This is a genomic window from Streptomyces sp. NPDC046122, from assembly GCF_056429965.1.
Window position 1 is genome coordinate 281,637 of record NZ_JBWKLQ010000007.1, and the last position, 22,540, is coordinate 304,176.

Genomic DNA, 22,540 nt, shown 5'->3' on the forward strand with positions numbered 1-22,540 from the left:
TCAGGTCCTCATGAGCACTCAGCCGCTGCCCCTGGAGGGCATCACCGTCGTCGCCGTCGAGCAGGCCGTCTCGGCGCCCTTCGCCACCCGCCAGCTCGCCGATCTCGGCGCCCGCGTCATCAAGGTCGAGCGGCCGGACGGCGGCGACTTCGCCCGTGGCTACGACACCGCCGCGCGCGGTCTCGCGTCGCACTTCGTGTGGTGCAACCGCGGCAAGGAGTCCCTGGCCGTGGACCTCAAGGATCCGCGCGGCCTCGACGTGGTGCGCCGACTCGTCGCCGGGGCGGACGTGTTCGTGCAGAACCTCGCGAACGGCGCGGCGGCCCGCCTCGGCCTCGACGCCGCGACGCTGTGCGCCGCGCACCCGCGCCTGGTCTCCGTCGACATCTCGGGGTACGGCGCCGAGGGCCCGTACGCCGACAAGCGGGCGTACGACATGCTCGTCCAGTGCGAGGCGGGGCTGGTCTCCGTGACCGGCACCCCGGAGCAGCCGGTCAAGGCCGGCGTCCCGGCGGCCGACATCGCTGCGGCCATGTACGCGTTCTCCGGCGTCCTCGCGGCGCTCCTGCGACGCGCCACGACCGGGCGGGGCGGGCCGGTCGAGGTGTCGATGCTGGAGGCGCTCACGGAGTGGATGGGCCATCCGCTGCACCACGGCATGCACGGGGGCGGGGCCCCGGCGCGCACCGGGGTCGCGCACGCCGTCATCGCGCCGTACGACGCCTATCCGACGGCGGACGGCGGCCAGGTGCTGCTGTCGGTGCAGAACGACCGGGAGTGGCGGCGGCTGGCCGACCAGGTGCTCCGGCGGCCGGAACTGGCCGACGACCCCGCGTTCGCCACGAACACCGCGCGTACGGGCAACCGGGCCAAGACGGACGCGGTGGTCGCCGAGGCACTGGGAGGGATGAGCGCCCCGGAGGCGATCGCGGCGCTGGAGGCGGCCGGGATCGCCTGCGCCCGGCTGAACACGGTGGCCGACGTGGCGGCGCACCCGCAGCTCGCGGCGCGGGACCGCTGGCGGGAGATCGGCACTCCGGCGGGGCCGCTGCGGGCGATGCTGCCGCCGATCACGATGCCGGGCGGGGCGGAGCCGCTGATGGGCCCGGTACCCGCGCTCGGCGAGCACACCGACGCGCTGCTGCACGGCCTGGGGATGACGGACGTGCGGATCTCAGCGCTGCGCCGGGACGGTGTGATCGCCTGAGCGCGTCCGCGACTGCGGTCCGCCGGGGGTCAGTGGCGGCTGCCGAAGAGCGATCGACGCAGGCGTCGCAGCGGGGCGAAGAGCGAGACCCGCGCGCTCCTGCTCGCTCGCGAGTGCGCGACGTCACGTGACGTGAGCTCGCGCATCAGCAGTGTCGCCTCGGCCGCCTCGCCGCGCGGGACGGCGGGTCCGCCGAGCACCGCGAGGTGGCGGTCGAGGCGCGAACTGGTCGCACCGCTCCCGCATGTGATGGCAGGCACTCGTGGCCTGCTGCGCACCGTTATCTGTTCCATGTCACTCCCCACCCGTACGAGGGCACCCGGCCCGGGCAGGTTAACCCTATCGCCCCGTCCAGACACTCGTGTATCCCGCCCGTGTGATTCACCACCCCTGTACGGGGGTTGACACGACGTCGGTAATTACTCTCCGAATCCATGCGATTCCAGGGCGAGTTGGACAGTTTTGAGGTCGCCGCACTCCGGGCGCGCCGGATTGACGTTCAAGGGGGCCTCATCCGCCCGGAGTTGAGCTAGCTTGGAGTGGTTTCCACCGCGATGCCGCTGTGCTGCGGACAGGGGGCTCGCCAGTGAACGGACAGCCGGGCAACGGGCAACGGGTGATCGCGGGCCGCTACCGCCTGCTGGCGCCGCTGGGCGAGGGCGGCATGGGCGTCGTGTGGCGCGCCCGCGACGACGTGCTGGGCCGCGAGGTCGCCGTCAAGGAGGTCAGGGCTCCGTCCGGCCTCGGCGCCGCCGACGGGCAGCGGCTGTACGCGCGCCTGGAGCGCGAGGCGTGGGCGGCGGCCCGCGTCTCCCACCGCAACGTGATCACCGTGTACGACGTGGCGACCGAGGAGGGCCGCCCGTGGATCGTGATGGAGCTGGTGCGCGGGCTGTCGCTCTCCGACGTACTGGACGGGGAGGGCCCGCTGCCTCCGCGGCGGGCCGCGCGGATCGGGGCGGAGGTCCTGGCGGCCCTCTGCGCGGCGCACGGGGCGGGGGTGCTGCACCGCGACGTGAAGCCGGCGAACGTACTGCTGGCCAATGACGGCCGGGTCGTGCTGACGGACTTCGGCATCGCGACGGTCGAGGGCACGTCGGCGCTCACGCTGACCGGCGAGCTGATCGGGTCGCCCGAGTTCCTGGCCCCGGAGCGGGCGCTCGGGCGTACGCCGGGGCCCGAGTCGGACCTGTGGTCGCTCGGGGTGCTGCTGTACGCCGCCGTGGAGGGCAACTCCCCGTTCCGCCAGGACACCCCGCTCGCCACCCTGCGCGCCGTGGTCGACGATGAACTGCCCCGCCCGGCGCGGGCGGGCGCGCTGGCGCCGGTGATCGAGGGGCTGCTCCGCAAGGAGCCGGCCGAGCGGATGTCCGCGGCGGAGGCCGGGCACCTGCTGCGGATCGTGGGCTCCGGGGATACGCCGCACACCGGCGTCACCGCTTTCGCGGCCGGTCCCCACAGCCCGGTCCGCACGGACCCGGCGCCGGTCGCGGGGACGTCCCCGTACGGGAGCGCCGCACCTCTTCCATCGCCCGGTCCCCTCCCCGCGACGACGGTGCCCACCCCGTCACGGGACGGTGCCCGGCGGCGCGCCCCGGCACTGGCCGCGGGGGTGCTCGCACTGCTGCTCGCCGTGGGGGGCGTGACGTGGGCGGTGATGAACGCCGGCGGGGGTCCGGACGCCCCCTCGGGCGGCGGCTCGTCGGCGACGGGCGGCGGCGGGAGCGGCGGGTCCGGCACGGGCGGCGACGACGGCGGGTCCGGGGGCGGCTCGGCCGACGGCGGGGCGGACGGCGGGGGGAGCGACGACGGAGGGACGGACGGCGGCTCTGCGGACAACGGCGGGGCCGGCGGAGGGACCGCTACCGGCGGGGACCCCGGAACCGGCGGCGGTGGCGGCACGACAGGCGGCAGCGGGAACGGCGGAGGTCATACCGGGGGCGGCGGCGACGGGGGCACGACCGCTCTGCCGCAGCAGTCCGTGAAGGTCACCGTCACCGCCGTGAACGGGAGTTACTCCGGCGCCTGCCCGCCGCCGGAGGCCGACGCGCCGTCGTTCACCGCGACGTTCACGGTCGGGCGGGTGCCCGTCGAGGTCGGCTACCGGTGGGTGACGGGGAGCGGGGAGTCCTCCGACCCGGGCTGGAAGACCCTGCAGTTCGCGGCGGGCGACGAGAAGTCGAAGCGGGTGGACCACACGGAGCTGACGTACAAGGAGGACGGGACGCACCACGACGAGATCAGCGTCGAGGTCAGGAGCCCGGTGAAGGCGGTGTCCGGCGCCGTGGCGTTCTCGGTGGCCTGCGAGCAGGAGACCCCGACGAGCGGAGTCTCCTACCCGGCCGGTGGTACGGCGCAGGCGCCGACGCTCAGGCGGCTGAGGTGAAGACGGGCAGGTAACCGCCCGACTGACCGGCCGCGGTGGGGTGATAGGACTCGCCGATGTTGGTCCACTTGACACTGTGCAGCCACGGCGCCGACGAGCAGATCTCGTGGCCCGCGAAGGCCGGGCTGACCTGCGCGAAGGTGTAGCCGTGGTCCGCCGCGCGCTTGGCGGTCGCGTCGTTGAGGTAGTCGGAGGCGTCGTTGATGGCGGAGCGCTCGCGCTCGGTGAGCCCGGCGATGCAGCTGCCGCCCAGCTTGTAGAAGCGGGGGTAGCCGAGCACCACCACGCGGGCCGCGGTGGCCTTCGCTCTGATCGCCGAGTACACCGAGTCGAGCTTGCCGGGCAGGGTGGAGTCGACGTAGGCGCGAGCCGTGGCGATCCGGGCGAGGCAGTTGGACTCGGACTGGGTGACGCACGTCGTCATGACGTCCGCGAAGCCGGCGTCGTTGCCGCCGACCGTGAGGGAGACGAGGTCGGTCGAGGCGCTGAGCGGGGCGAGCTGACCGGCTGTCACATCACCCGTGCGAGCGCCCGAGCAAGCGGTGAACGCGAACGTCGAGGGTGAATGGGACGCCGCCCAGAGGACGGGGTAGGCACGCGTGCTGCGCTTGCAGTTGCCGCTCGCACTGTCGTAGCTGCCGGCCCCGACGCCGGAGGAGTAGGAGTCGCCGAGGGCCACGTAGTCCGGGGATTCGGCCTGTTGGGCCGCCTGCGCCGCGCTCGCCCCGGTGAGGGCAAGGGCGACGGTGAGCAGGAGTGAGGATGAGAATGCCGCGATTCGGGACAGTTTCATGGAACCTCCCTTAGCAGGATTTCCGCCTCAACTGTCGTAGCAGGCCCCTTACATCACGGGAAGTGTTCATGCCAAGAACTTTCGCCGAGGGCTTCCGCACAACCCCTCCGCATCCTTGACGCGCCGGAGTGCGCTGCGCGACATTGAAGCCCGGCATCCGGCGCTTCAGGGGGCAAAGTCGCCAATGCAGACCATCGAAGACAAGCCATTGAGTCGTGTCGCGGACTCCTTGCCCGCTCTGGCGGGCGCGGCGCTCGCCGTGTCGGCGGTCGGCGCCGTCCTGGCGTTCGCCGATCTGGCGTCGCCGCTTCGCGCGCCGTTCACCCTCTTCTTCCTGCTCGTCGCGCCCGGCTTCGCCGTGGGCGTGGGCCTTCGGGGCCTCGATCCGCTGGGCCGCCTGGTAGCGTCGGCGGCGGGGGCCGTCGCGCTCAACCTGCTGGTGGCCCAGGCGATGCTGGCCACGCACGTGTGGTCGATCAGGAGCGGGGTCGCGGCGATCGCCGGCATCAGCGCGCTGCTCTTCCTGCTGGCACTGGTACGGCGCCCCGGAGGCTCCCCGGCGAGAAGGCGGACCACCTGACCATGGACATCACAGTGCACCGCCCCGGAGAACTCGGCTCCGCCGACCGGGCGGCCTGGACCGCCATGCAGTCCAAAGCCCATCTGCACGGGTCGCCCGAGCTGGCGAACCCCTTCCTCTCACCGGAGTTCACCCTGGCGCTCGACCGGTACCGGCGCGGGGTGCGCGTCGCCGTCGTACGCGAGGACGGCGAGCCGGCGGCCTTCTTCCCGCACCAGCGGTCCGCCGCGGGCGTCGGCCGGGCGGCCGGTCTGGGCGTGTCGGACAGCCAGGGGTTGGTGCACAGGCCCGGCTTCACCTGGGACGCGCGGGAGCTGCTGCGGGCCTGCGGGCTCGCGGTGTGGGAGTTCGACCATCTGGCGCAGGGGCAGGACGCGTTCGGCGCGGGTGTCACCGGCTCGTTCCCCTCACCGGTCATCGACACGGAGGACGGTTACGAGGCGTACCTCGCGTACCTGCGGGTGAACTCGCCGAAGTTCCTCAAGACGACCCTCGCCAAGGAACGCAAGCTGATCCGCTCGGTCGGCGAACTGACGTACGTGCACGACGAGCGCGATCCCGCGGCACTGCGGACGCTGATGCGCTGGAAATCGGCGCAATACCGCAGGACCGGGCGCAGCGACCGCTTCACGCAGTCCTGGATCACCGGGCTCGTCGATCACCTGTTCCACACCAGGACGCCGTCGTTCGCCGGTCTGCTCTCGGTGCTGTACGCGGACGGCCGGCCGATCGCCGCCCATTTCGGTCCGCGTTCGGAAAGGATCATGTGCTGCTGGTTTCCCGCCTATGATCCGGAGTTCGCGAAATTCTCTCCCGGCCTGCTCATGCACCTGCGCATCGCGGAGGCGGCGGCTGCCGACGGTATCGCGTACATCGATCTCGGCCGGGGCCAGAAACAGTACAAGGACTCCCTCAAGACACGCGAAATCATGGTGTCGGAGGGATGGGTGATGCGACGCCATCCGATCGCCTTCGGTCATTGGGCCCACCGGGCCCCGGTCCGCGCGCTGCGCAATACAGTCGTCGAACGTCCAGAACTGTTCGAGCCCGCCGATAAACTGCTCAAACGGATTGGCGAATTCCGAGCGGGGCGGGTGCGCAAGTGACCGTCGGCGTAACGCGAAAGAGCTAAAAAAGCAAGCCCGCGTTGCGGGTCTTGCCATACGGTCCACATCATCAATACCGTCGTACATCCACCCGCAACGGGCCATCACGCAAAGCGACTCCAGGGGAGGGCTCAGGCGTCGCGATGGGGGGCCGGTGCGGGGCGCGGTAGGGGGGTGCCGTGCCCGGTGACCAGCACTGTCTCGATCAGTGCTGTGCCGGGTCGCGTGCCGCGTGGGAAAGCTGTGCCAGCTCGCCCGGCCAGTACGGAGTGGTATTCCGTCATGGGCAGGTGAGAACCCCCCTTTCGAACCGGAAACTCATCCGGACCGCCCGCGGGCGGGCGGTCCACCGGTGGAGAGGGAAAAGACTCATGAGCTCATTCCTCCGCCCTGCGATCGAGGGCCAGGATCCACTGATATCCGACAGCCGATACCGTCCTGTCTCCTCACATCTCGCCATCGCGCCGCCGGTGAGCGTCGTGATCCCCGCCATGAACGAGGCGGAGAATCTTCCGTACGTCTTCAAGACCCTTCCGGCCTGGATCCATGAAGTGGTCCTGGTCGACGGGAATTCGACCGATGACACCGTCCGGGTGGCCCGTGATCTCTGGCCGGGAATCACGGTCGTCAAGCAGCGCGGAAGAGGCAAGGGCGACGCACTCATCAGCGGATTCGCCGCCTGCACCGGCGAGATCATCGTGATGGTCGACGCGGACGGCTCGGCCGACGGTCACGAGATCGTCAGTTACGTGTCGGCGCTCGTCTCGGGGGCCGATTTCGCCAAGGGGTCGCGCTTCGCCAACGGCGGCGGCACGGACGACATGACACCGATCCGCAAGCTCGGCAACCGGGTGCTGTGCGCGGTGGTCAACGCCAAGTTCGGCGCCCGCTACACCGACCTCTGCTACGGCTACAACGCCTTCTGGCGGCACTGCCTCGACACGATCGACCTCGACTGCACGGGCTTCGAGGTCGAGACCCTGATGAACATCCGGGTGGTCAAGGCCGGCCTGCGGGTCCAGGAGATCCCCAGCCACGAGTACGTCCGCATCCACGGCATGAGCAACCTCCGCGCGGTGCGGGACGGGCTGCGCGTGCTGAGAGTGATCCTGAAGGAGCAGGGGAAGCGGCGCACCGGACGGCGCCGCCCGCCGGTCTTCGCACCCGGCGCCGGCCGGGGAGAGGTGTCTTGAGCCACCCCGACATCTCGGTGGTGATCTGCGTGTACACCGAGGACCGCTGGGAGGACATCCTCGCGGCGGTCGAATCGGTGCGCCGCCAGTCACGGCCCGCCGCCGAAACCCTGCTGGTCGTGGACCACAATCCGGCGCTGCTGGAGCGGCTCGGCGGGGAAGCGCGCGAGCACACGCACGAGGACGGGGAGGTACGGGTGCTCGCCAACGCGGGCCCCCGCGGCCTCTCCGCCGGCCGCAACACCGGTATCGCCGCCGCCCGCGGCGAGATCGTCGCCTTCCTCGACGACGACGCCGTGGCCGAGCGCGACTGGCTGCGGCATTTCGCCGAGGCGTACGAGGACCCGCGCGTGATGGCGGTCGGGGGCCGGACCGTGCCCGCCTGGGCGTCCGGCCGCCGGCCCGACTGGTTCCCGGAGGAGTTCGACTGGGTCGTCGGCTGTACGTACCGGGGACTGCCGCCGGGGCGGGTGCGGGTCCGCAACGTCCTCGGCGGGAACGCCTCCTTCCGCAGGTCGGCGTTCGACACGGTGGGCGGCTTCGCCACCGGCATCGGCAGGGACGGCGACAAGCGGCCGCTGGGCTGCGAGGAGACGGAACTGTGCATCAGGCTCACCCGGGCCCTGCCGGACGCGGTGCTGCTGATCGACGACCGCTCGGTGATCCACCACAAGGTCCCGGCCGTCCGCGAGCGTTTCGCGTACTTCCGGACGCGGACGTACGCCGAAGGGCTCTCGAAGGCCCTGGTCGCGCGCAGCGTGGGCGCCGCGAAGGGGCTCGAGTCCGAACGCCGGTACACCACCCGGGTCCTCCCGGCCGGCATCGCCCGCGGGCTGCGCGACGCGGTCCGCGGGCGGCCGGGCGGCGCGGGGCGCGCCGGGGCCATCGTGGCCGGGGTGGCGGCCGCGGCGGGCGGTTACGTGCTGGGCAGCCTGCGCGCGCGCCGGAACGGAGCCACCTTCTCGGTGCCGGACGCGAAGACGGCACCGGGCGCGGTCCCCGAGCCGGGCGCGGCGCCGGTGCCGGGGGAGGAATCGACGGCGGGGGCGGACTCCGTGGCAGGGGCGGAGGCGGCACCGGGCGCGGCGCCGGTGCCGGGCGCCGTGCCCGCCTCCGCGAGACCGCGGGCGCGGGGGGAGACGGGGTGAGCGGCCCGGTTCCGATCCTGATGTACCACGCGGTGGGGCGCCGGCCCGCGACGGCGGCGTACGGCCTCTCGGTCTCCCCCGAGGCGTTCGCCGAGCAGATGGACCTGCTCGGCGCGCACGGCTTCACCCCGCTCACCACCGCGCAACTCTGCACGGCCTGGCGGAGCGGCGCTCCCCTGCCGCCGCGGCCGGTTCTGATCACCTTCGACGACGGTTACGAGGGCGTGCACCGGCATGCCCTCCCCGCCCTCGCCGCCCACGGCTTCGTCGCCACCGTCTTCGTCTCGACGGGCTGGCTGCGCGGCCCGTACGACGGCGGCGGCGCTCTCGACACCATGCTCGACTGGGACCAGGTGAGGGAACTGGCCGCCGCCGGCACCGAGATCGGCGGCCACAGCCACTCCCATCCGCAGATGGACCAACTGCCGGACCGGAAGCTGTGGTTCGAGACGTTGCGCTGCCGGGAGATCCTCACGGATGAACTGGGCGCCCGGCCCGTGTCCTTCGCCTATCCGTACGGTTACTCCGACCGGCGCGTGCGCCGCACCGTGCGCGAGGCCGGCTTCGCGCAGTCGCTCGCCGTGCGCAACGCCCTCGCCGAGCGGCGCCAGGGGCCGTACGCCCTGGCGCGCGTGACCGTACGGCGTACCACCGGCATCGAGGAGTTCGAGCGCCTGGTGCACGGGCGGTCGATCGCCCGTACCTTCGTGGGGAGCCGGATCCTCACCCAGGGGTACGCCATGGTCCGAAGAGCCCGCGCGGCCGGCCGGAAGGTGAGCAGGAGCCGTGTCTGACACGACCACCGCCCGGGCCGAAAGCCCGGCGAAGGACCGGCCGCCGGCCGGACGGCGGTTGCGCCTGCCCGGCGACGGCGGGAACCCGCTCTTCCGCAACGCCTACGCGTTGATGCTCAACACGGGGATCAGCGCACTGCTCGGTCTCAGCTTCTGGCTGGCGGCGGCCCGTTACTACTCGGAGTCCGCGGTCGGGCAGGGTTCCGCGGCCATCGCCGCGATGAAGCTGCTGGCCGGCCTGACCGCGCTGACGCTCACCGGAGCGCTCGCCCGCTTCATACCGGTGGCGGGCCGCAGGACGGGCCGGCTGGTCCTGCACACGTACGCGGCGAGCTCCGTGGTGGTCGCCGGAGCGGCGCTGGTGTTCCTGTCCACGCTCGGCCTGTGGGGGCCCTCGTACAGCTTCCTGCACGGCCCGCTGAACGGGACCGGCTTCGTGCTCGCCGTGGTCGCCTGGTCGTTGCTCACCCTCCAGGACGGGGTGCTGACGGGCCTGCGCAGCGCCCTGTGGGTGCCCGTCGGCAACACCGTCTTCTCGGCCGTCAAACTGGTGCTGCTGATCGTGATCGCGGCCTCGGTCCCCACCGCGGGCGTCTTCGTCTCGTGGGTGGCGGCGATCGCCGTGTCGGTGGTCCCGCTGGGATGGCTGGTCTTCCGGCGCCTGGTCCCCCGGCACGTGGCGGCCACCGAGGGCCGGGCCCAGCCGCCGACGCTGCGGCAGATGGGCCGGTTCCTGGCCGGCGACTACACGGGCTCACTCTTCTCGCTGGCCGTCGTCTACGCGGTGCCGGTGATCGTCGCCTCTCAGGTCAGCGCCGAGGACAACGCGTACTTCTACATCACCACGACCATCGGCGGCACGGTCAACCTGCTCGCGATCAACATGGGCGCCTCCCTCACGGTCGAAGGCGCGCACGACCCGAGCACCCTGGCGCGGAACTGCCGTGCCGCGCTGCGCCGCATGGCGCGCATCATGCTGCCGGTCGCCGCGGTCCTGTTCTTCGGCGCCCCGTACATCCTGGGCGTGTTCGGCGAGGGGTACGCCGAGGCCGCTACGCCGCTGCTGCGCTGGTTCGCCGTCGGCGCGCTGCTCCGCGTCGTCATCGAGGTGTACTTCGCGGTCCTGCGCGCCCAGAGCCGCACCTCCGGGCTCGCCTATCTCCAGGGCGGGCTGTGCGTCCTGGTGCTCGGGCTGACGTTGCTGCTGCTGCCGCGCATGGGGCTGGTGGGGGCGGGGATCGCGGAGATCTCGAGCCTGGCGGTCGTGGCCTCCGTGGCGGGCGTGATGCTGTACCGGGTGGTGCGCTCCACGCCGCCGGCCGCCTGCCCGGACGCGGACGCGGCGGCCCCGGACGGCGACCCGGCGGACCTCGCGGCGGGCGACGGCCCCGGCGGCGCGGGCGCCCCCGCCGGGGAGCGTACGGTCGAAGGCCGGTCCCCCGGCGAGTTCGGGACGCGCTGGGCGCTGCGCTCGGCGCTCGACTCGCCCACCCTGCCGCTCGGGGCGCGGCTGGACTTCGACCACCAGGAGCGCCGGCCGGACGTGCGGCCGGGCCCGGAGACTCCGGCCACCGGCACACCGGTGGCGACGCCCGGCCCGAGCGGTGAGGGCCACCGGCCGACGTGGGCGCTCGCGTCCCCGCTGCCCGGGGCGGCGCCCGCCCGCTCCCCCTCGTCCGTACCGGCCGGTCCGCCGTCTCCGGAGGCGAGCGAGGAGCGTGCCCCCGCCGCTGCCGCGGCGCACGGCTCACCGGCCGCGCCGCGCCGCCCCGTCCCGCGCGCCCGCGTGCCCGAACTCGGTGTCGCCCTGCTGCTCGTGGCGGCGCTGGCGCTGTACTGGCTGCCGGTGCGCGGCATCGGGGAGGCCGACCTGGACCGCATGGGCGGCCTGGGCCTGATCTCCGTACTGCCGACTGCGACGCTGATCGGCGCGAGCCTGCTCGTGCTGTCCTTCGCCTCGCTGCTGTGGCTGGACCGGCCGAGGACCGTACTGCTGACCGTCGTGCTGCTGGCCACGGTCGTGTCGCTGCACGCCCTGCCCGCCGTACTGGAGACCGAACCGCGCTTCCCGACGGCCTGGCAGCACCTTGGCTTCCTGGACTACATCGACCGGACCGGCACGGCGGTGCCCGACCTCGACGCGCGCTGGAGCTGGCCCGGTTTCTTCGCCCTGGCCGCCTTCGTCGCCGAGGCGTGCGGCGTGTCGGACATGTCGCCGGTGATCCGCTGGTGGCCGTTGGCCATGCAACTCCTCTACCTGCCGCCGCTGTTCCTGCTGACGCGCTCGATGCGGGCGAGCTGGCGGGCCACCTGGACGGGCGTTTGGATCTTCGTACTGAGCGGCTGGGTCGGCCAGGACTACTTCTCGCCGCAGGGCTTCACGTACGGCATGTACCTCGCGTTCGTCGCGGTGCTGCTGGTCTGGTTCCGCGAGCCGCGCGTGCTGTGGTCGAAGCGACGGCCGGGCGAGGCGGAGGTCAGGCCGGCCGGGCGGCGCGAGCGGGCGGTGCTGCTGCTCGTCCTGATCGGGCTTTTCGCGGCCACCGTCCCGGCCCATCAGCTCACGCCGTTCGTCATGCTCGGGGTGCTCGCCGTCCTGGTGGTGGCGGGCCGGTCGACGCTGCGCGGCCTGCCGATGCTCTTCGGCGTGCTGGTCGCGGTCTGGATCGGTTTCTTCGCCGAGCCGTACTGGTCGGGGCACTTCGACGAGCTGTTCGGCGGGGTCGGCGGCGTCGGCGGCAACGTGACCTCGTCCGTATCCGGCCGCATCGAGGGCGGCAGCTCGGCGCACAAGCTGGTGCTGTACGTCCGGGTCGCGATGGCCGGCGGTGTGATGGCCCTCGCGTGCTGGGGCTGGTGGCGGCGGCGCTTCGCCGGCTACCGCGAACGCTCACTGCTCGTACTGGCCTTCGTGCCGTTCCTGGGCTTCGGCATGCAGTCGTACGGCGGGGAGATGGCCCTGCGCGTCTTCATGTTCGCGCTGCCGGGCGCCGCGCTGCTGGCCGGGCTCGCGCTGTTCCCGTGCACCGGCGTCACGGCCGCCGAGCGGGAGGCGGACCGCAGGAGCCTCGCGCCGCCGGCCGCGCTGCTGATCGGCCTGCTGCTGATGGGCGGCTTCCTGGTCTCGCGCTGGGGCAACGAATCCTTCGAGCGGACCCGAAGCGGTGAGGTGGCCGCGATGGAGTTCGTGTACGCGCACGACGACCCGTCGGTGCGGCTGCTGTGGATGAGCAACGACACCGTCGACAACGTCACGCCCGCGATGCCGTGGGGCGCGCGGGACATGGAGAAGGTCGGTTACCTGCCGACGCTCGCGCCCGCGGATCCGGTGCTGGTGGCGGGCCTCGTCAAGTCCCTCAAGGACGCGGGCCCGAACTCGTACCTCATGATCAACCGGAGCCAGTCGACGTATCTGCGGCTCGACGCCGGCTACTCGCCCACCTGGGAGAAGCGGCTGACGGCCCATCTCGACAGGCGGCCGGAACTGAAGAAGGTCCTGACGAACGCGGACGTCTCCCTGTACGCGCTGCGCGAGCAGCCGGACGGCCCGGTCGAGAAGCCGGCCCCCGGGCCGCCGGGCCCGAAGATCACCTGGACGCCGTGGTCGGTGGTGGGGGCGCTGGCCGCGCTGGCGCTGATCGTGCTGCTGGCGACGCGGGAGGTCGTACGGGTGGCGGTGGCGCCGGGCGTGCGGCAGCTGCAGTGGCTCCAGAGCTCGTTCTGGTTCTCGCTGCCGCTGGTGGCGGTGCTGCTGGCGTCGCTGGTGCAGCGCTTCCTGACCATGTCGTGAGGGGCGTCTTGTCGTGAGGGGCGGTGGCCGGGGCGGCTTCAGCGCGCCAGCCACTTCACCTCGTATGCCCGCATGTCGAACGACTTCCCGTCGATCTTCGCGCTGATCGGCCGGTCGAGGGTGTTCACGACGAGGACGACCTTCTCGTCCGCGAGGACACGGACATGGGGCAGGTCGTCGGCGGCCACCCGCACGGTGTCGTCGTACCGCGTCCCGGGCGGGAACTCCTTCGCGAACCGCGACAGGAGCCTCATCATGGGCAGCGCCCCGCCTCCGTCGTTCAGCTGCGTGGAGCGCCACAGACATCCGGCGCAGGCGGCGCCCCTGTTCTGCGGATTCCAGTAGAACGCCGTGCCGGCGCCGCCCTTCGCCATCGCCATCAGACCGGCGGCGTGGACGGCGGCACGGCGCGGTTCGCTCCAGCCGTCGCGATCGTCGTCGTCGTCGCCCGGTTCGACGTAGTACTCCGCCCACCACAGCGGCAGACCGTCCGAACGGTCGCGAATCCACTCGCTCACCGCGGTCAGCTTGTCCGTGGCGCGGAACTCGTCCGGCAGCAGTTCGTCGTCGCGGGTGTAGCTGGAGCCGTCGACGACGACGAAGTCGGCGCCCTTCTTGTGCGCGTTCCAGTACGCGTAGCTGTCGAGGACACGCTGGTCGACGCTGCCCCACGGCCCCTTCAGCGCGGAGGCGTACGCGGGGTCGCGCGGCTCGCGGCTGTCCATGACGAGGTAGGGGCCGCCGACGAGGTTGGCCTGGTCGACCTTCTTCAACTCGGCGTACACCAGGTTGTAGAGCTCGGTGTAGCCCTCGTGGTTCCAGCGCCCGCGGCGGTCGTCGAAGAAGCCCTTGAACTCGTTCCAGACGATGAAGTGGCGTACGTCGGGGTAGCGCCTGGCGACGGTGCCGGCGAGTTTCGCGAAGTCCTCGTAGTGCTCGGGCAGCGGAGCGGTCTCCAGCGCCTTCTTGCTCCAGTCGGTGTTGTCCGCCCCCGCCTTGCCGCCCTTCATCCAGTCGGGCGCGCAGCACAGGGTGATGACGGGGGTGCCGCCCGTCCTGCGGATCAGGTCGACGCGGCTGTCCAGCTCGTCGAACCGGTAGCGGCCGGGGGACGGCTCCGGGTTCTCGGCGCCCCAGCCCATGATGTGCTGGATCTGCGGCAGCGACTGCGCGGAGAGCGTCTCCTCGGCCCGGCGCCGGGCGTCGGCGTTCCCCTCGTCGGCGCTGTACTGCGTGTGCGTGAAGCCCCAGCCGAGCTCGGGCCGCGGAGCGCCGCGCGGCGGCGCGGGGGTGCCGTGCACCTTGTCGCCGTCCGTGGTGGTGCCCGCGTCACGGCCGTTTCCCGCATCGTCGGGAAGAGTCACCACCATCGTCAGTACGAGGGCGATCGCGGCCATGCCCACGCCGATCAGCGCGGTGAGCCGCCACCGCCTTGTCCCGGATTCCCACCCATGGCGTCCCATCACCCCTCAGCGTATCGCCGGGGGTTGCCATTCCGGCAGGTATCAGCGGAACCGGCACGTAACGGCACGCTGTTCCCTGGAACGGATGAACGTCGGAAACCGGGTGCACGGGACGGCCCCGTGCCGGATCATGGGCGCCATGTCCGCACCCCCTGAGGCCGCTCTGCCGATCCGGCTGAACGTCGACGACAGCGACTCGCCGTCGGACGTCGTCGACGCGCTGTTCCTCGGCCGTTTCGCGACGGGCGAGCAGCCGTACTCCCACAGCAGGTCGATCGACCGCGTCAGACCGGGCGCCACACTCCTTCCGCCGACCGCGCGCGTCCTGCGCGCCGCCCGCGACGACGACCGCGGCGCGACGCTCGCCGAGGGAGAGGGCTGGACGCTGCTGGTCTCGCGGTGGACCCGCGGCGCGGACGTCACGGTGACGGCCACCACCTCCGAGCTCGCCGAACAGATCCTCGCGCAGGCCACGGACGGGGTGCGGGACGAGCCGGAACCGCAGCCCGACAACGTCACGATGGGCTTCTGGTACGTCTCCCCGCGCCGCGGCCCGCACCGCACCACCCGGCAGATCTCCGCCGGTACGTGGGAGGAGGTGCGGCCCAACTACACCGCTCCGGTCGCCGAGGCCCTGGACCGCCTGATGAAGGTGACCCCGGAGGACATCGCCGGCCGGCTGCTCCTGCTGCACGGGCCGCCGGGTACGGGAAAGACGTCGGCGCTGCGCACGCTGGCGCGCTCCTGGCGCGACTGGTGCCAGGTCGACTGCGTCCTGGACCCGGAGCGGCTGTTCAACGACGTCGGCTACCTGATGGACATCGCGATCGGGGAGGACGACGGGTCGGCGAAGGGCCGGTGGCGGCTGCTCCTGCTGGAGGACTGCGACGAGCTGATCAGGGGCGAGGCCAAGCACACGGCGGGCCAGGCCCTGTCCCGGCTGCTGAACCTGACGGACGGTCTGCTGGGGCAGGGCCGCAACGTCCTGGTCGGCGTCACCACCAACGAGGACCTGGAACGCCTGCACCCGGCGGTGGTGCGGCCGGGGCGCTGCATGGCGCGCATCGAGGTCGGGTCGCTGACGCGGGCGGAGGCGGTGGGCTGGCTGGGGACCGAGGAGGGCATCGGCCGCGAGGGCGCGACGCTGGCGGAGCTGTACGCGCTGCGCCGCGGCACGGGACCGGCGTCGGTCCCCGCACAGGCCGACGGCCCGGACGCGGGCCTGTACCTGTAGCGGGCGGGCGGGCGCGGCGTGTGCGCCGCTTCCCGCGCCGCGCCCCTACTTCCCGTACGCCGCGCGCAGGGCGTCCTCGACCGCCGCCAGCGCGTCGGCGTGGCCGAGGCCGAGGCGCCGGGCCCGGTCCGCGTACCCCGCGGCCGCCGCCGCGGCCTGCCGGTCCGCCGCGTCCCCCGCCGCCGCCACGAACGTCCCGTTCCGCCCCCGCGTCTCGATCACCCCGTCGCTCTCCAGCGCGCGGTACGCCTTGGCGACGGTGTTCGCGGCGAGCCCCAGGTCCTCCGCGAGACCGCGCACGGTCGGCAGCCGGTAGCCGACCGGCAGCTCACCGGCACGGGCCTGTTCCGCGATCTGGGTGCGCAGTTGCTCGAACGGAGCGGTACCGGAGTCCGCGTCAAGGGAGATCGTCAAGGTCACGGCCCGATTGTCCCCCACCGCCGGAAAATGGGAGGCACCGGAGCATGTCCCGCGCGTAGCGTGCCGCACCATGACGTTGCTCGTACGTGACTTCACGCCCGCCGACACCGATGCCTGGGTCCGCGTGCGCCGTGCCTCCGTTCCCTTCATCGTGACGACCAGAGAGTCCGTCGCGTTCGAACGGGAGACCGCCCACCCCGACAAGAAGCAGCGCATGCTGGTCGCCGAGGAGGACGGCGAGGTCGTCGGCACGGCGCTCGCCGGCATCGCGTACGACAGTTCCGATCCGGGCCAGTCCTTCGTCACGCCGCACATCGGCCCGGGCCACCGCCGCCGGGGCGCGGGGGCGCTGCTGCTGCGCGCGGCGGAGGAGCACCTCGCCGCCGAGGGGGCGACGGCCGTCTACGCTTGGGTGCTGGACACGCCCGGGTCCCGCGCGTTCGCCGAGAGGCACGGCTACCGGCCGACCCGGTCCCTGCACTTCCAGCGGCTCGACCTGGCGAACGGCCTGCTTCCCGAGCGGCCGCCGCTCCCCGCCGGGGTCGAACTCCGCACGGCTGCGGACTTCCTGGACGACCCGAGGCCGATGTTCGAGGCCGACGCGGAGACCACCGCCGACGAGCCGAGCGACATCAGCACGGACTTCACGGACTTCGACGACTGGATCAACCACACCTGGAACCATCCGCTCCTCGACCACGACCTGTCCACGGTCGTGATGGCCGACGGCCGGGTCGCGGCCTTCACGGCCGTCCACACCGACGGCCTCACCCGCTACTGGTCCGGCATGACCGGCACACTGCGCGCCCACCGCGGCCGGGGTTTCGCGAAGCTCGCCAAGGCCGACTCCCTGCACCGCGCCAGGGCGGCCGGCTACACGGACGCGTTCACGAGCAACGACGCGGACAACGGTCCGATGCTCGCCGTCAACAAGTGGTTCGGGTACGAGATCTGCGCCTCGGAGGTGCGTCATGTCCGTGAGCTCGGCGGATAGGGGCGACGAGATCGAGGTCGTCCTCGTCAAGGCCGGGCGTACGAAGATCCGCTACCCGGCGTCCGTCCTGTCCGACGACGGCACGCACCTCGTGGTGCGCGCGCCGTGGGCGGCGCCGGGCGTACGGGACTTCGGCTTCGTACGGTTCGAACCCGGTGACGTGTTCACCGAGCACTACTGGCGGGACCGGTGGTACGCCGTCAAGGAGGTCAGGGCCGGCGACGGCGCGCTGAAGGGCTGGTACTGCGACGTGACGCGACCGGCGCTCGTCGGAGGCGGCCGGGTGGAGGTGGAGGACCTGGACCTGGACCTGTGGGTGTCGGCGGACGGCGCCCAGGTCCTGCGGCTGGACGAGGACGAGTTCGCGGCGAGCGGGCTCGCGGCGAGCGACCCGCGGGCGGCGGCCGAGGCGAGCCGCTCCCTCGACGACCTGGAACTGCGGGCCCGCGGCGGGGGCTTCGCCGCACTGCTCGGCCGCTGAGGGGCCCGCACGACTCGGCTGCTGACAGGGCCCGATGTCTGTTCCGGGGGCGGGGGAGTCCGTGATGGCCCGAGGCTCGCCCTCCCGACTGGCCCGCACGGCTCGGCCTCTGGGGGCCCGGGGGCGGGCTCAGCCGGAAGCGCCCACCTCGTTGTCGGGTGCGCCGTCCCCCACCGGCGGCAGGTCGCCGCGCTCGGGCATCTCCGGCGACCCGGCGCCGCCCGCGCCGGCGGAGCCCCGGCCGTTCGCCGGGAGCACCTCGTCCAGCTCCTCGTTGTCAGCCCGGTGTGCCTTCTCGGCGGCGCGCCGCAGGGTGGCGCGGTCCACCAGCTCCGCGTCGGCGCCGACCCGCACCACGTGTCCGTCGTGCGCCCGCGCGTACTCGTGCGAGGCGGCCGCCGCGCGGTACCAGAGGTCGCCGTCCCGTTCGCACGTGACGGTCCCGCCGGCCCCGGCCCCCGGGGAGCCCACCGGCTGCTCCGGGCAGCTCGCCCCGTCGAGCTTCCCCCGGTCGACCGACAGCTGTATCTGTCCGCCGGCGCCCGGTGAGACGTACGCGGCGGAGAAGCCGTCGTGCCCGAGGACGCCGACCGACTGCTCGGCCAGCTCGTACCCCGGCGCCTCCGTCACGTAGATCAGTTCCAGCGCCGACTCCCCGGCCCGCGCCCTGAGTTCGGCCGACGGCGGGGCGCCGGCGTCCTCCGTCTTCTCGGCACCGCAGGCACCGAGCGCGAAAGGAAGCAGCAGGGCGGCGAGCACACGCGCATGACGAGTCATACGGACATCCTGCCGCCGGGGCACTCACGCCCGCACGGGTACGGATACTCAGGCCGGCGTCCCCGTCGCCGGCAGGTGGACCGCTCTCCGCTCCCCCTCGTCGTGGGCGACCCGGTCGCCGTCCTCGTGCCAGTGGAGGACGAACCGCTCCCCCGCCAGATACGCGTCGAGGCCGGCCCGGCAGTAGGCGACCATGTCCGAGGGCAGGGCGTTCAGGGAGTACCAGGCCAGTCCGGAGCACTTGTCGGGTTCCCGGTTGTACGGTTCGTGGTCCGGGCCGCACTCGGCCTCGAAGAACCAGCCCGTCCTCGGGTTGCCGCCCGGCCCCCGGTGCTGCATGACCAGGGCCACGCGCAGGTCGTCGGGGGCCAGTGCGACGCCGATCTCCTCCGCCGCTTCCCGGATCATCGCCGCCCGTACGTCCTCGCCGTCCTCGACGTGTCCCGACGGCCCGTTCAGCAGCCCGTCCGCGTATCCGGTGCCGGCCCGGCGGGCGAGCAGCACCTCGTCGCCCCTGCGCAGGATGAGGTGCACGTCGACCACTTCGGTGTGCCGGGGGCGCGGCGCGGCGTGGGCGACCAGCGCGTACCGGTCGTCGTCGACGGTGCGGCCCCACAGGGACGCGTCGGCGGACAGCGGTTCGTGCCGTACGTGCGAGGTCAGCGGGGCCAGCGCCTCCACCACCTCCGCCGCCGGGATGCCGTCGCCGGCCCAGACGCCCTCGATGAGCAGCAGCCGCCCTCCGGGCTTGAGCAGGGAGCACCAGTGCCGCAGCGCCGCGCCCGCGTCCGGCAGCAGCCAGAGCACGTGGCGGGCCATCACCACGTCGAACCGGCGCCCGCCGACCGGCGGCCGGAGCGCGTCGCCGAGGAGGATCTCCGCGTCCGTGCCCGCGAGTTTGATCCGCGCCAGATCCACCATGCGCGGCGAGCGGTCCACCCCCGTCACCCGGTGGCCCTGTTCGGCCGCCAGCAACGACAGGCTTGCTGTACCGCAGCCGAGATCCAGCACGTCGGCCGGCGGCCGCCCCGCCGCCGGCAGCCAGCTCCTCATCCGGGCCGCCCAGGCGGCCCGCACCACGGGGTCGAGCAGGCCGTGGTCCGGCTCCTGGTCGAAGCAGTCCGCGGTCGCGTCCCAGTCAGTCCACCTCATGCCTCCGATCGTCGCAGCCGCCACTGACAATCGGGGCCGGCCGCCCCCGCCACGGGGCGGTGCCCGCCGACCGGCCACGCCCTCGATCGCGCCCTTGCCGAACTCCTCCTTGCGCTTCGGGAGGCGCTTCTCGTGCCGTGCGGACGGCCGGACGTTCTCGCGTGCCGCGCGGCCGAGCGTGCCTGTCCGGCTCAGATCCGCACGCGCGCCCGGTCGGCGACGACCGAGCGGTGCGCACGGCGTCGCCGCGTCGGCCGGGGAACTCTCGCCAGCGCGTGGAGGAAGGGCTCTTCGCCGCGGTCCTCGGGGCCGAGCCACTCGCCGAGCGTCTGCCAGACCGCGGCGTACCCGGTGGCCAGCTTCCGCACGGACGCCCGGTTCAGCCGTACGACTCCGCCGGCCGTGGCCTCTCTGAGAACGTCCTGCCCTTGCCGGCTGCTGAGGTGGAGTACGCCCGCCTCCCCCTCCTGGGACGCCAGGTCCCGCGCCAGGAGTTCGAGACGGCGGCCGGCGTCCGGCGGACAGTCGTCCGCGCAGGCGCCGTCGCACAGCATCGGAGGGGGAAACTCCGGTGCGAAGAAGAGATCCGGCTGCCTGCTGGCCCCGACATGGCCGATGAGGTCCACGCGGTCCTCCCACTGCCCGCAGCGGTCGCCGTCGGTCACCCCGTGGACGCCCGCCCAGATGTCGCATTCGCCGCGGAGCCACTCGGTCGCGACCTGGATGTCGACCCCGCGTTCCTCGCCCCGCAGGTTCCACACCTGCCGCATCACCTTGGCGACCGCTTCGAGGAGCCGGTAGTCGTAACCCCGCATCTGCTTCTCGGACCAGTTGTCCGCAGGCGCCGCGTCCGGGGCCTCGAGCCCCGGGTAGGCGGTCCTGACGAAGCCCTTGAACGACTCCTCGCTCCGGAGCAGGTCGAGGTCGGGATCCTCGTGGACCATCCAGGTGCGCTCCACCGTCGTGAAACCGCCCTTCGGCACGAGAACGGCCTTCTCCAGTTCCGCCACGGCACGCCGGGCGTGCTGCTCTCTGCCGTCCGGGCCGCCGCCGGCCGCCTTCATCGCCATGGCGTACGCACAGGCGCTGTTGTAGTGGGTGAGCCAGTCGCGGCAGCGCCACACCGGAAGGACGTGGCGCAGCAGCGGGACCCGGCTCTGGGCCGTGTTGATCCGCTTCTCGACCTCCCGCGCCCCGGCCGCCGCCCACGCCGGGGTTCCGGTGCCCGGGGCCAGACGCAGCGGAGCCCACACCTCCTGGTTGAACCGCAGCGCGCCCCGCGTCACCGGCTCACGCGAGCCCTTGACGCTCTGGACGTACGAGAAGGGCCATACGACCCCGGTCAGGCTCCGCAGCCGGGCCGGCCAGTACAGCCCGGCGAGCCGGGCCCACCGGTCGTCGTCGGCCAGCCGGTCGAGCTCCCGTCGCGCGGCCCGCTGGAACACGGCGAGGAGCAGCCCGGCGTCCGCTTCCCGGTTCCCGCCCGGCCGGGGACGGGCGGACGGCCGCAGCGCGGCGAGGAGCGCCGTCTTCTCGGCGCCGGGAGGCGCGAGACCGGTGGCGGCCGGCCAGTAGCGGTCCGCGAGCAGGGGCGCCAGCCGCTCCGTCGTCTCCCGGTGGCGGGCGCCGCGGCTCTCGTACCACTGCCTCACGGTCTCCTCGGCGGTCGCCAGGATGATGGCGTTGCGGTACCGCAGCCCGAGACCCTCCGCGTAGAGGCGGGGATGCCGGAGGTGGCGCAGGGGGCGATAGCGCTGCCACAGGCGGAGGTTGTACTGCTCGGCGGTCTGGCCGTCGAGGGTGAGGGCGCGCTGGCAGGTGTCGAGCGCGTCGATGTGCAGCCCCATCTTCTCCTGGACCTCCGCCAGCTCGCCGCGGAGATAGGGGTTGGCCGGGTCGAACGAGATCGCCTCGTAGTACCGGGACAGGGCCTCGTGGTACCGGCCGGCCCGGCTGAGCTCACTCGCGTTCTGATACGCCTCGTACAGCTCGGGGCTGAGTTCCCGCCCCCACCACCGGCGCCAGGGCGGCTGCCTGCCGGCGCGCGTGGCGGGCAGCAGCGTGCTGATCACCCAGCATCCGGCCCTGCGGATGACCTCGCTCCACTCGCATCCCCACACGGTCGTCGAACGGGCTCCGCCGAACACGTACGCCGTGACGGTCACCGTGACACCCAGCTTCTCCGGCCCCTGCGCCCGGACCCGGAGCACCCCGCCGACGCGGTAGGCGAGTTTGGGCCGCAGCCGGCTCAGCAGGCGCGGCAGCGCGGTGCCGATCTTGTTCGGGTCGAGCTCCACGTCGCCGACCAGCTCCAGGAAACTCGTCGGCGGCGCCTCGGCGGGCAGCGTCGTCGGTGCGTACAGGCTGCTGCCGGACAACTGCTGGCGCAGTTCGGCCGTCAGGTCCTCGGGCGGCAGACCGAGTGTTCCCCCGGGCGTCGCGTCGATGAGGTCCTGTACGTCGACCGGGCCCGGCTTGTACGCCAGCCAGGCCCGCGTCGCTCTCCAGTAGAGGTAGAGGACGCCGAGCACGACGAGGAAGAAACCGAGCCGCTGGCCGAGGGAGAGTCCGTCGCCGCTCGAGAAGACCCGGCCCAGACCACCGCACACCTGCGCCAGCCACCCCACGGCGCTCTCCGCCCAGCCCCACAGTCCGTCGTCCCACGGGCTGTCGGTCCAGGCCCGGTGGTCCTCACCCGCCCACAGGAGCAGGCCGAGCAGAGCGAAGGTCCCCACGGCGCTCCACGCCCACCACGCGATCCGGCGTGGCGCGGGAAGCGGGGACGTCAGACTGGTTTCGCTTTCCCTTCGCCGGTTGAACATGCGCGTCTCCGAGCGAGGAACGGTCCCCGCTCTCCACGCTAGGCGAAAAGCCGGTGGTAGACAGCGCAACGACCGCCCCGGCGCCGCGCGGCAGGCCCGCCGGCCGCCGGTTCCTCAGGCCCTTCTTAGCGACTCCTTAAACCCAGCATAAAGATCGCCCGGCACCCCTTTCAGCAGCGGTTCCCGCCGGTTTCCGGGGC

The 22,540-nt window shown here is 72.8% G+C and carries 17 protein-coding genes and 1 pseudogene; 11 read left to right on the top strand and 7 right to left on the bottom strand.

Annotation, left to right across the window (positions count from 1 at the left end; all coding sequences use genetic code 11):
- Positions 1-10: 10 nt before the first annotated feature.
- Positions 11-1,207 (top strand): CaiB/BaiF CoA transferase family protein, encoded by a 1,197-nt coding sequence (locus tag AC07FK_RS21100; RefSeq protein ID WP_479106436.1) that lies wholly within the window; start codon positions 11-13, stop codon positions 1,205-1,207.
- Between the two features lie 29 nt (positions 1,208-1,236).
- Here AC07FK_RS21100 and AC07FK_RS21105 read toward each other — a convergent pair whose 3' ends face one another.
- Complete coding sequence (locus AC07FK_RS21105) at positions 1,237-1,500, bottom strand: hypothetical protein (RefSeq protein ID WP_453406141.1); 264 nt, start codon at positions 1,498-1,500, stop codon at positions 1,237-1,239.
- Between the two features lie 371 nt (positions 1,501-1,871).
- Here AC07FK_RS21105 and AC07FK_RS21110 point away from each other — a divergent pair, with 371 nt between their 5' ends.
- A complete protein-coding gene (locus AC07FK_RS21110; RefSeq protein ID WP_479106520.1) occupies positions 1,872-3,593 on the top strand; it encodes a serine/threonine-protein kinase in 1,722 nt (573 codons plus the stop codon).
- Here the strand turns inward: AC07FK_RS21110 and AC07FK_RS21115 are convergent.
- Positions 3,577-4,386, bottom strand: coding sequence for an SGNH/GDSL hydrolase family protein (locus AC07FK_RS21115; protein ID WP_479106437.1), 810 nt, complete (start codon positions 4,384-4,386; stop codon positions 3,577-3,579). The two genes, AC07FK_RS21110 and AC07FK_RS21115, sit on opposite strands and share 17 nt — an antisense overlap.
- Before the next feature lie 184 nt (positions 4,387-4,570).
- Here AC07FK_RS21115 and AC07FK_RS21120 point away from each other — a divergent pair, with 184 nt between their 5' ends.
- The 6 genes from AC07FK_RS21120 to AC07FK_RS21145 all read left to right on the top strand — a co-directional run bounded on the left by AC07FK_RS21120 (position 4,571) and on the right by AC07FK_RS21145 (position 12,997).
- Entirely contained in the window at positions 4,571-4,966 is a 396-nt protein-coding gene (locus AC07FK_RS21120; protein WP_479106438.1) for a hypothetical protein, read from the top strand.
- Between the two features lie 2 nt (positions 4,967-4,968).
- Complete coding sequence (locus AC07FK_RS21125; protein WP_479106439.1) at positions 4,969-6,072, top strand: GNAT family N-acetyltransferase; 1,104 nt, start codon at positions 4,969-4,971, stop codon at positions 6,070-6,072.
- A 371-nt stretch (positions 6,073-6,443) separates the two neighbouring features.
- Complete coding sequence (locus AC07FK_RS21130) at positions 6,444-7,265, top strand: glycosyltransferase family 2 protein (protein ID WP_479106440.1); 822 nt, start codon at positions 6,444-6,446, stop codon at positions 7,263-7,265.
- A complete protein-coding gene (locus AC07FK_RS21135) occupies positions 7,262-8,413 on the top strand; it encodes a glycosyltransferase family 2 protein (RefSeq protein WP_479106441.1) in 1,152 nt (383 codons plus the stop codon). Before AC07FK_RS21130 ends, AC07FK_RS21135 begins: the two co-directional genes overlap by 4 nt.
- A 20-nt stretch (positions 8,414-8,433) precedes the next feature.
- Positions 8,434-9,207 (top strand): polysaccharide deacetylase family protein, encoded by a 774-nt coding sequence (locus AC07FK_RS21140; RefSeq protein ID WP_479106521.1) that lies wholly within the window; start codon positions 8,434-8,436, stop codon positions 9,205-9,207.
- Positions 9,200-12,997: a lipopolysaccharide biosynthesis protein gene (locus AC07FK_RS21145; RefSeq protein ID WP_479106442.1), complete on the top strand. Its 3,798-nt coding sequence runs from the start codon at positions 9,200-9,202 to the stop codon at positions 12,995-12,997. The genes AC07FK_RS21140 and AC07FK_RS21145 overlap by 8 nt, the downstream gene beginning before the upstream one ends.
- A gap of 38 nt (positions 12,998-13,035) precedes the next feature.
- Here AC07FK_RS21145 and AC07FK_RS21150 read toward each other — a convergent pair whose 3' ends face one another.
- The gene (locus tag AC07FK_RS21150) at positions 13,036-14,460 is read right to left on the bottom strand and encodes a xylan 1,4-beta-xylosidase (RefSeq protein ID WP_479106443.1); all 1,425 of its coding nucleotides are present in this window, start codon (positions 14,458-14,460) and stop codon (positions 13,036-13,038) included.
- Between the two features lie 139 nt (positions 14,461-14,599).
- On the opposite strand from AC07FK_RS21150, the gene AC07FK_RS21155 reads away from it, so the two are divergent.
- Positions 14,600-15,694 (top strand): DUF5925 domain-containing protein, encoded by a 1,095-nt coding sequence (locus AC07FK_RS21155; protein WP_479106444.1) that lies wholly within the window; start codon positions 14,600-14,602, stop codon positions 15,692-15,694.
- A 45-nt stretch (positions 15,695-15,739) separates the two neighbouring features.
- Here AC07FK_RS21155 and AC07FK_RS21160 read toward each other — a convergent pair whose 3' ends face one another.
- Positions 15,740-16,114 carry a GntR family transcriptional regulator gene (locus AC07FK_RS21160; RefSeq protein WP_479106445.1) on the bottom strand — a complete coding sequence of 125 codons (375 nt, stop codon included), beginning with the start codon at positions 16,112-16,114 and terminating at the stop codon, positions 15,740-15,742.
- Between the two features lie 70 nt (positions 16,115-16,184).
- Between AC07FK_RS21160 and AC07FK_RS21165 the strand changes: the two genes are divergently transcribed.
- Both AC07FK_RS21165 and AC07FK_RS21170 read left to right on the top strand, forming a co-directional pair.
- Entirely contained in the window at positions 16,185-17,108 is a 924-nt protein-coding gene (locus AC07FK_RS21165; protein ID WP_479106446.1) for a GNAT family N-acetyltransferase, read from the top strand.
- Complete coding sequence (locus AC07FK_RS21170) at positions 17,086-17,589, top strand: ribonuclease FAU-1 family protein (protein ID WP_479106447.1); 504 nt, start codon at positions 17,086-17,088, stop codon at positions 17,587-17,589. The genes AC07FK_RS21165 and AC07FK_RS21170 overlap by 23 nt, the downstream gene beginning before the upstream one ends.
- 129 nt (positions 17,590-17,718) lie before the next feature.
- Here the strand turns inward: AC07FK_RS21170 and AC07FK_RS21175 are convergent, their stop codons facing one another.
- The 3 genes and pseudogenes from AC07FK_RS21175 to AC07FK_RS21185 form a co-directional block, all read right to left on the bottom strand.
- Positions 17,719-18,366 carry a hypothetical protein gene (locus tag AC07FK_RS21175; RefSeq protein ID WP_479106448.1) on the bottom strand — a complete coding sequence of 216 codons (648 nt, stop codon included), beginning with the start codon at positions 18,364-18,366 and terminating at the stop codon, positions 17,719-17,721.
- 60 nt (positions 18,367-18,426) lie between these two features.
- Positions 18,427-19,518, bottom strand: a pseudogene (locus AC07FK_RS21180) (methyltransferase domain-containing protein); the annotation flags it as partial.
- A gap of 191 nt (positions 19,519-19,709) precedes the next feature.
- Positions 19,710-22,253: a tetratricopeptide repeat protein gene (locus tag AC07FK_RS21185; RefSeq protein ID WP_479106449.1), complete on the bottom strand. Its 2,544-nt coding sequence runs from the start codon at positions 22,251-22,253 to the stop codon at positions 19,710-19,712.
- Positions 22,254-22,540 lie beyond the last annotated feature (287 nt).

Excerpts from the sequence above, each read along its gene's own strand:
- AC07FK_RS21140 (WP_479106521.1), top strand. The coding sequence starts at position 8,434 with ATGTACCACGCGGTGGGGCGCCGGCCCGCGACGGCGGCGTACGGCCTC.
- AC07FK_RS21170 (WP_479106447.1), top strand. The coding sequence starts at position 17,086 with ATGTCCGTGAGCTCGGCGGATAGGGGCGACGAGATCGAGGTCGTCCTC.
- AC07FK_RS21100 (WP_479106436.1), top strand. The coding sequence starts at position 11 with ATGAGCACTCAGCCGCTGCCCCTGGAGGGCATCACCGTCGTCGCCGTC.
- AC07FK_RS21120 (WP_479106438.1), top strand. The coding sequence starts at position 4,571 with ATGCAGACCATCGAAGACAAGCCATTGAGTCGTGTCGCGGACTCCTTG.
- AC07FK_RS21155 (WP_479106444.1), top strand. The coding sequence starts at position 14,600 with ATGTCCGCACCCCCTGAGGCCGCTCTGCCGATCCGGCTGAACGTCGAC.
- AC07FK_RS21175 (WP_479106448.1), bottom strand. The coding sequence starts at position 18,366 with ATGACTCGTCATGCGCGTGTGCTCGCCGCCCTGCTGCTTCCTTTCGCG.
- AC07FK_RS21125 (WP_479106439.1), top strand. The coding sequence starts at position 4,969 with ATGGACATCACAGTGCACCGCCCCGGAGAACTCGGCTCCGCCGACCGG.
- AC07FK_RS21150 (WP_479106443.1), bottom strand. The coding sequence starts at position 14,460 with ATGGGACGCCATGGGTGGGAATCCGGGACAAGGCGGTGGCGGCTCACC.
- AC07FK_RS21110 (WP_479106520.1), top strand. The coding sequence starts at position 1,872 with ATGGGCGTCGTGTGGCGCGCCCGCGACGACGTGCTGGGCCGCGAGGTC.
- AC07FK_RS21130 (WP_479106440.1), top strand. The coding sequence starts at position 6,444 with ATGAGCTCATTCCTCCGCCCTGCGATCGAGGGCCAGGATCCACTGATA.
- AC07FK_RS21165 (WP_479106446.1), top strand. The coding sequence starts at position 16,185 with ATGACGTTGCTCGTACGTGACTTCACGCCCGCCGACACCGATGCCTGG.
- AC07FK_RS21115 (WP_479106437.1), bottom strand. The coding sequence starts at position 4,386 with ATGAAACTGTCCCGAATCGCGGCATTCTCATCCTCACTCCTGCTCACC.
- AC07FK_RS21105 (WP_453406141.1), bottom strand. The coding sequence starts at position 1,500 with ATGGAACAGATAACGGTGCGCAGCAGGCCACGAGTGCCTGCCATCACA.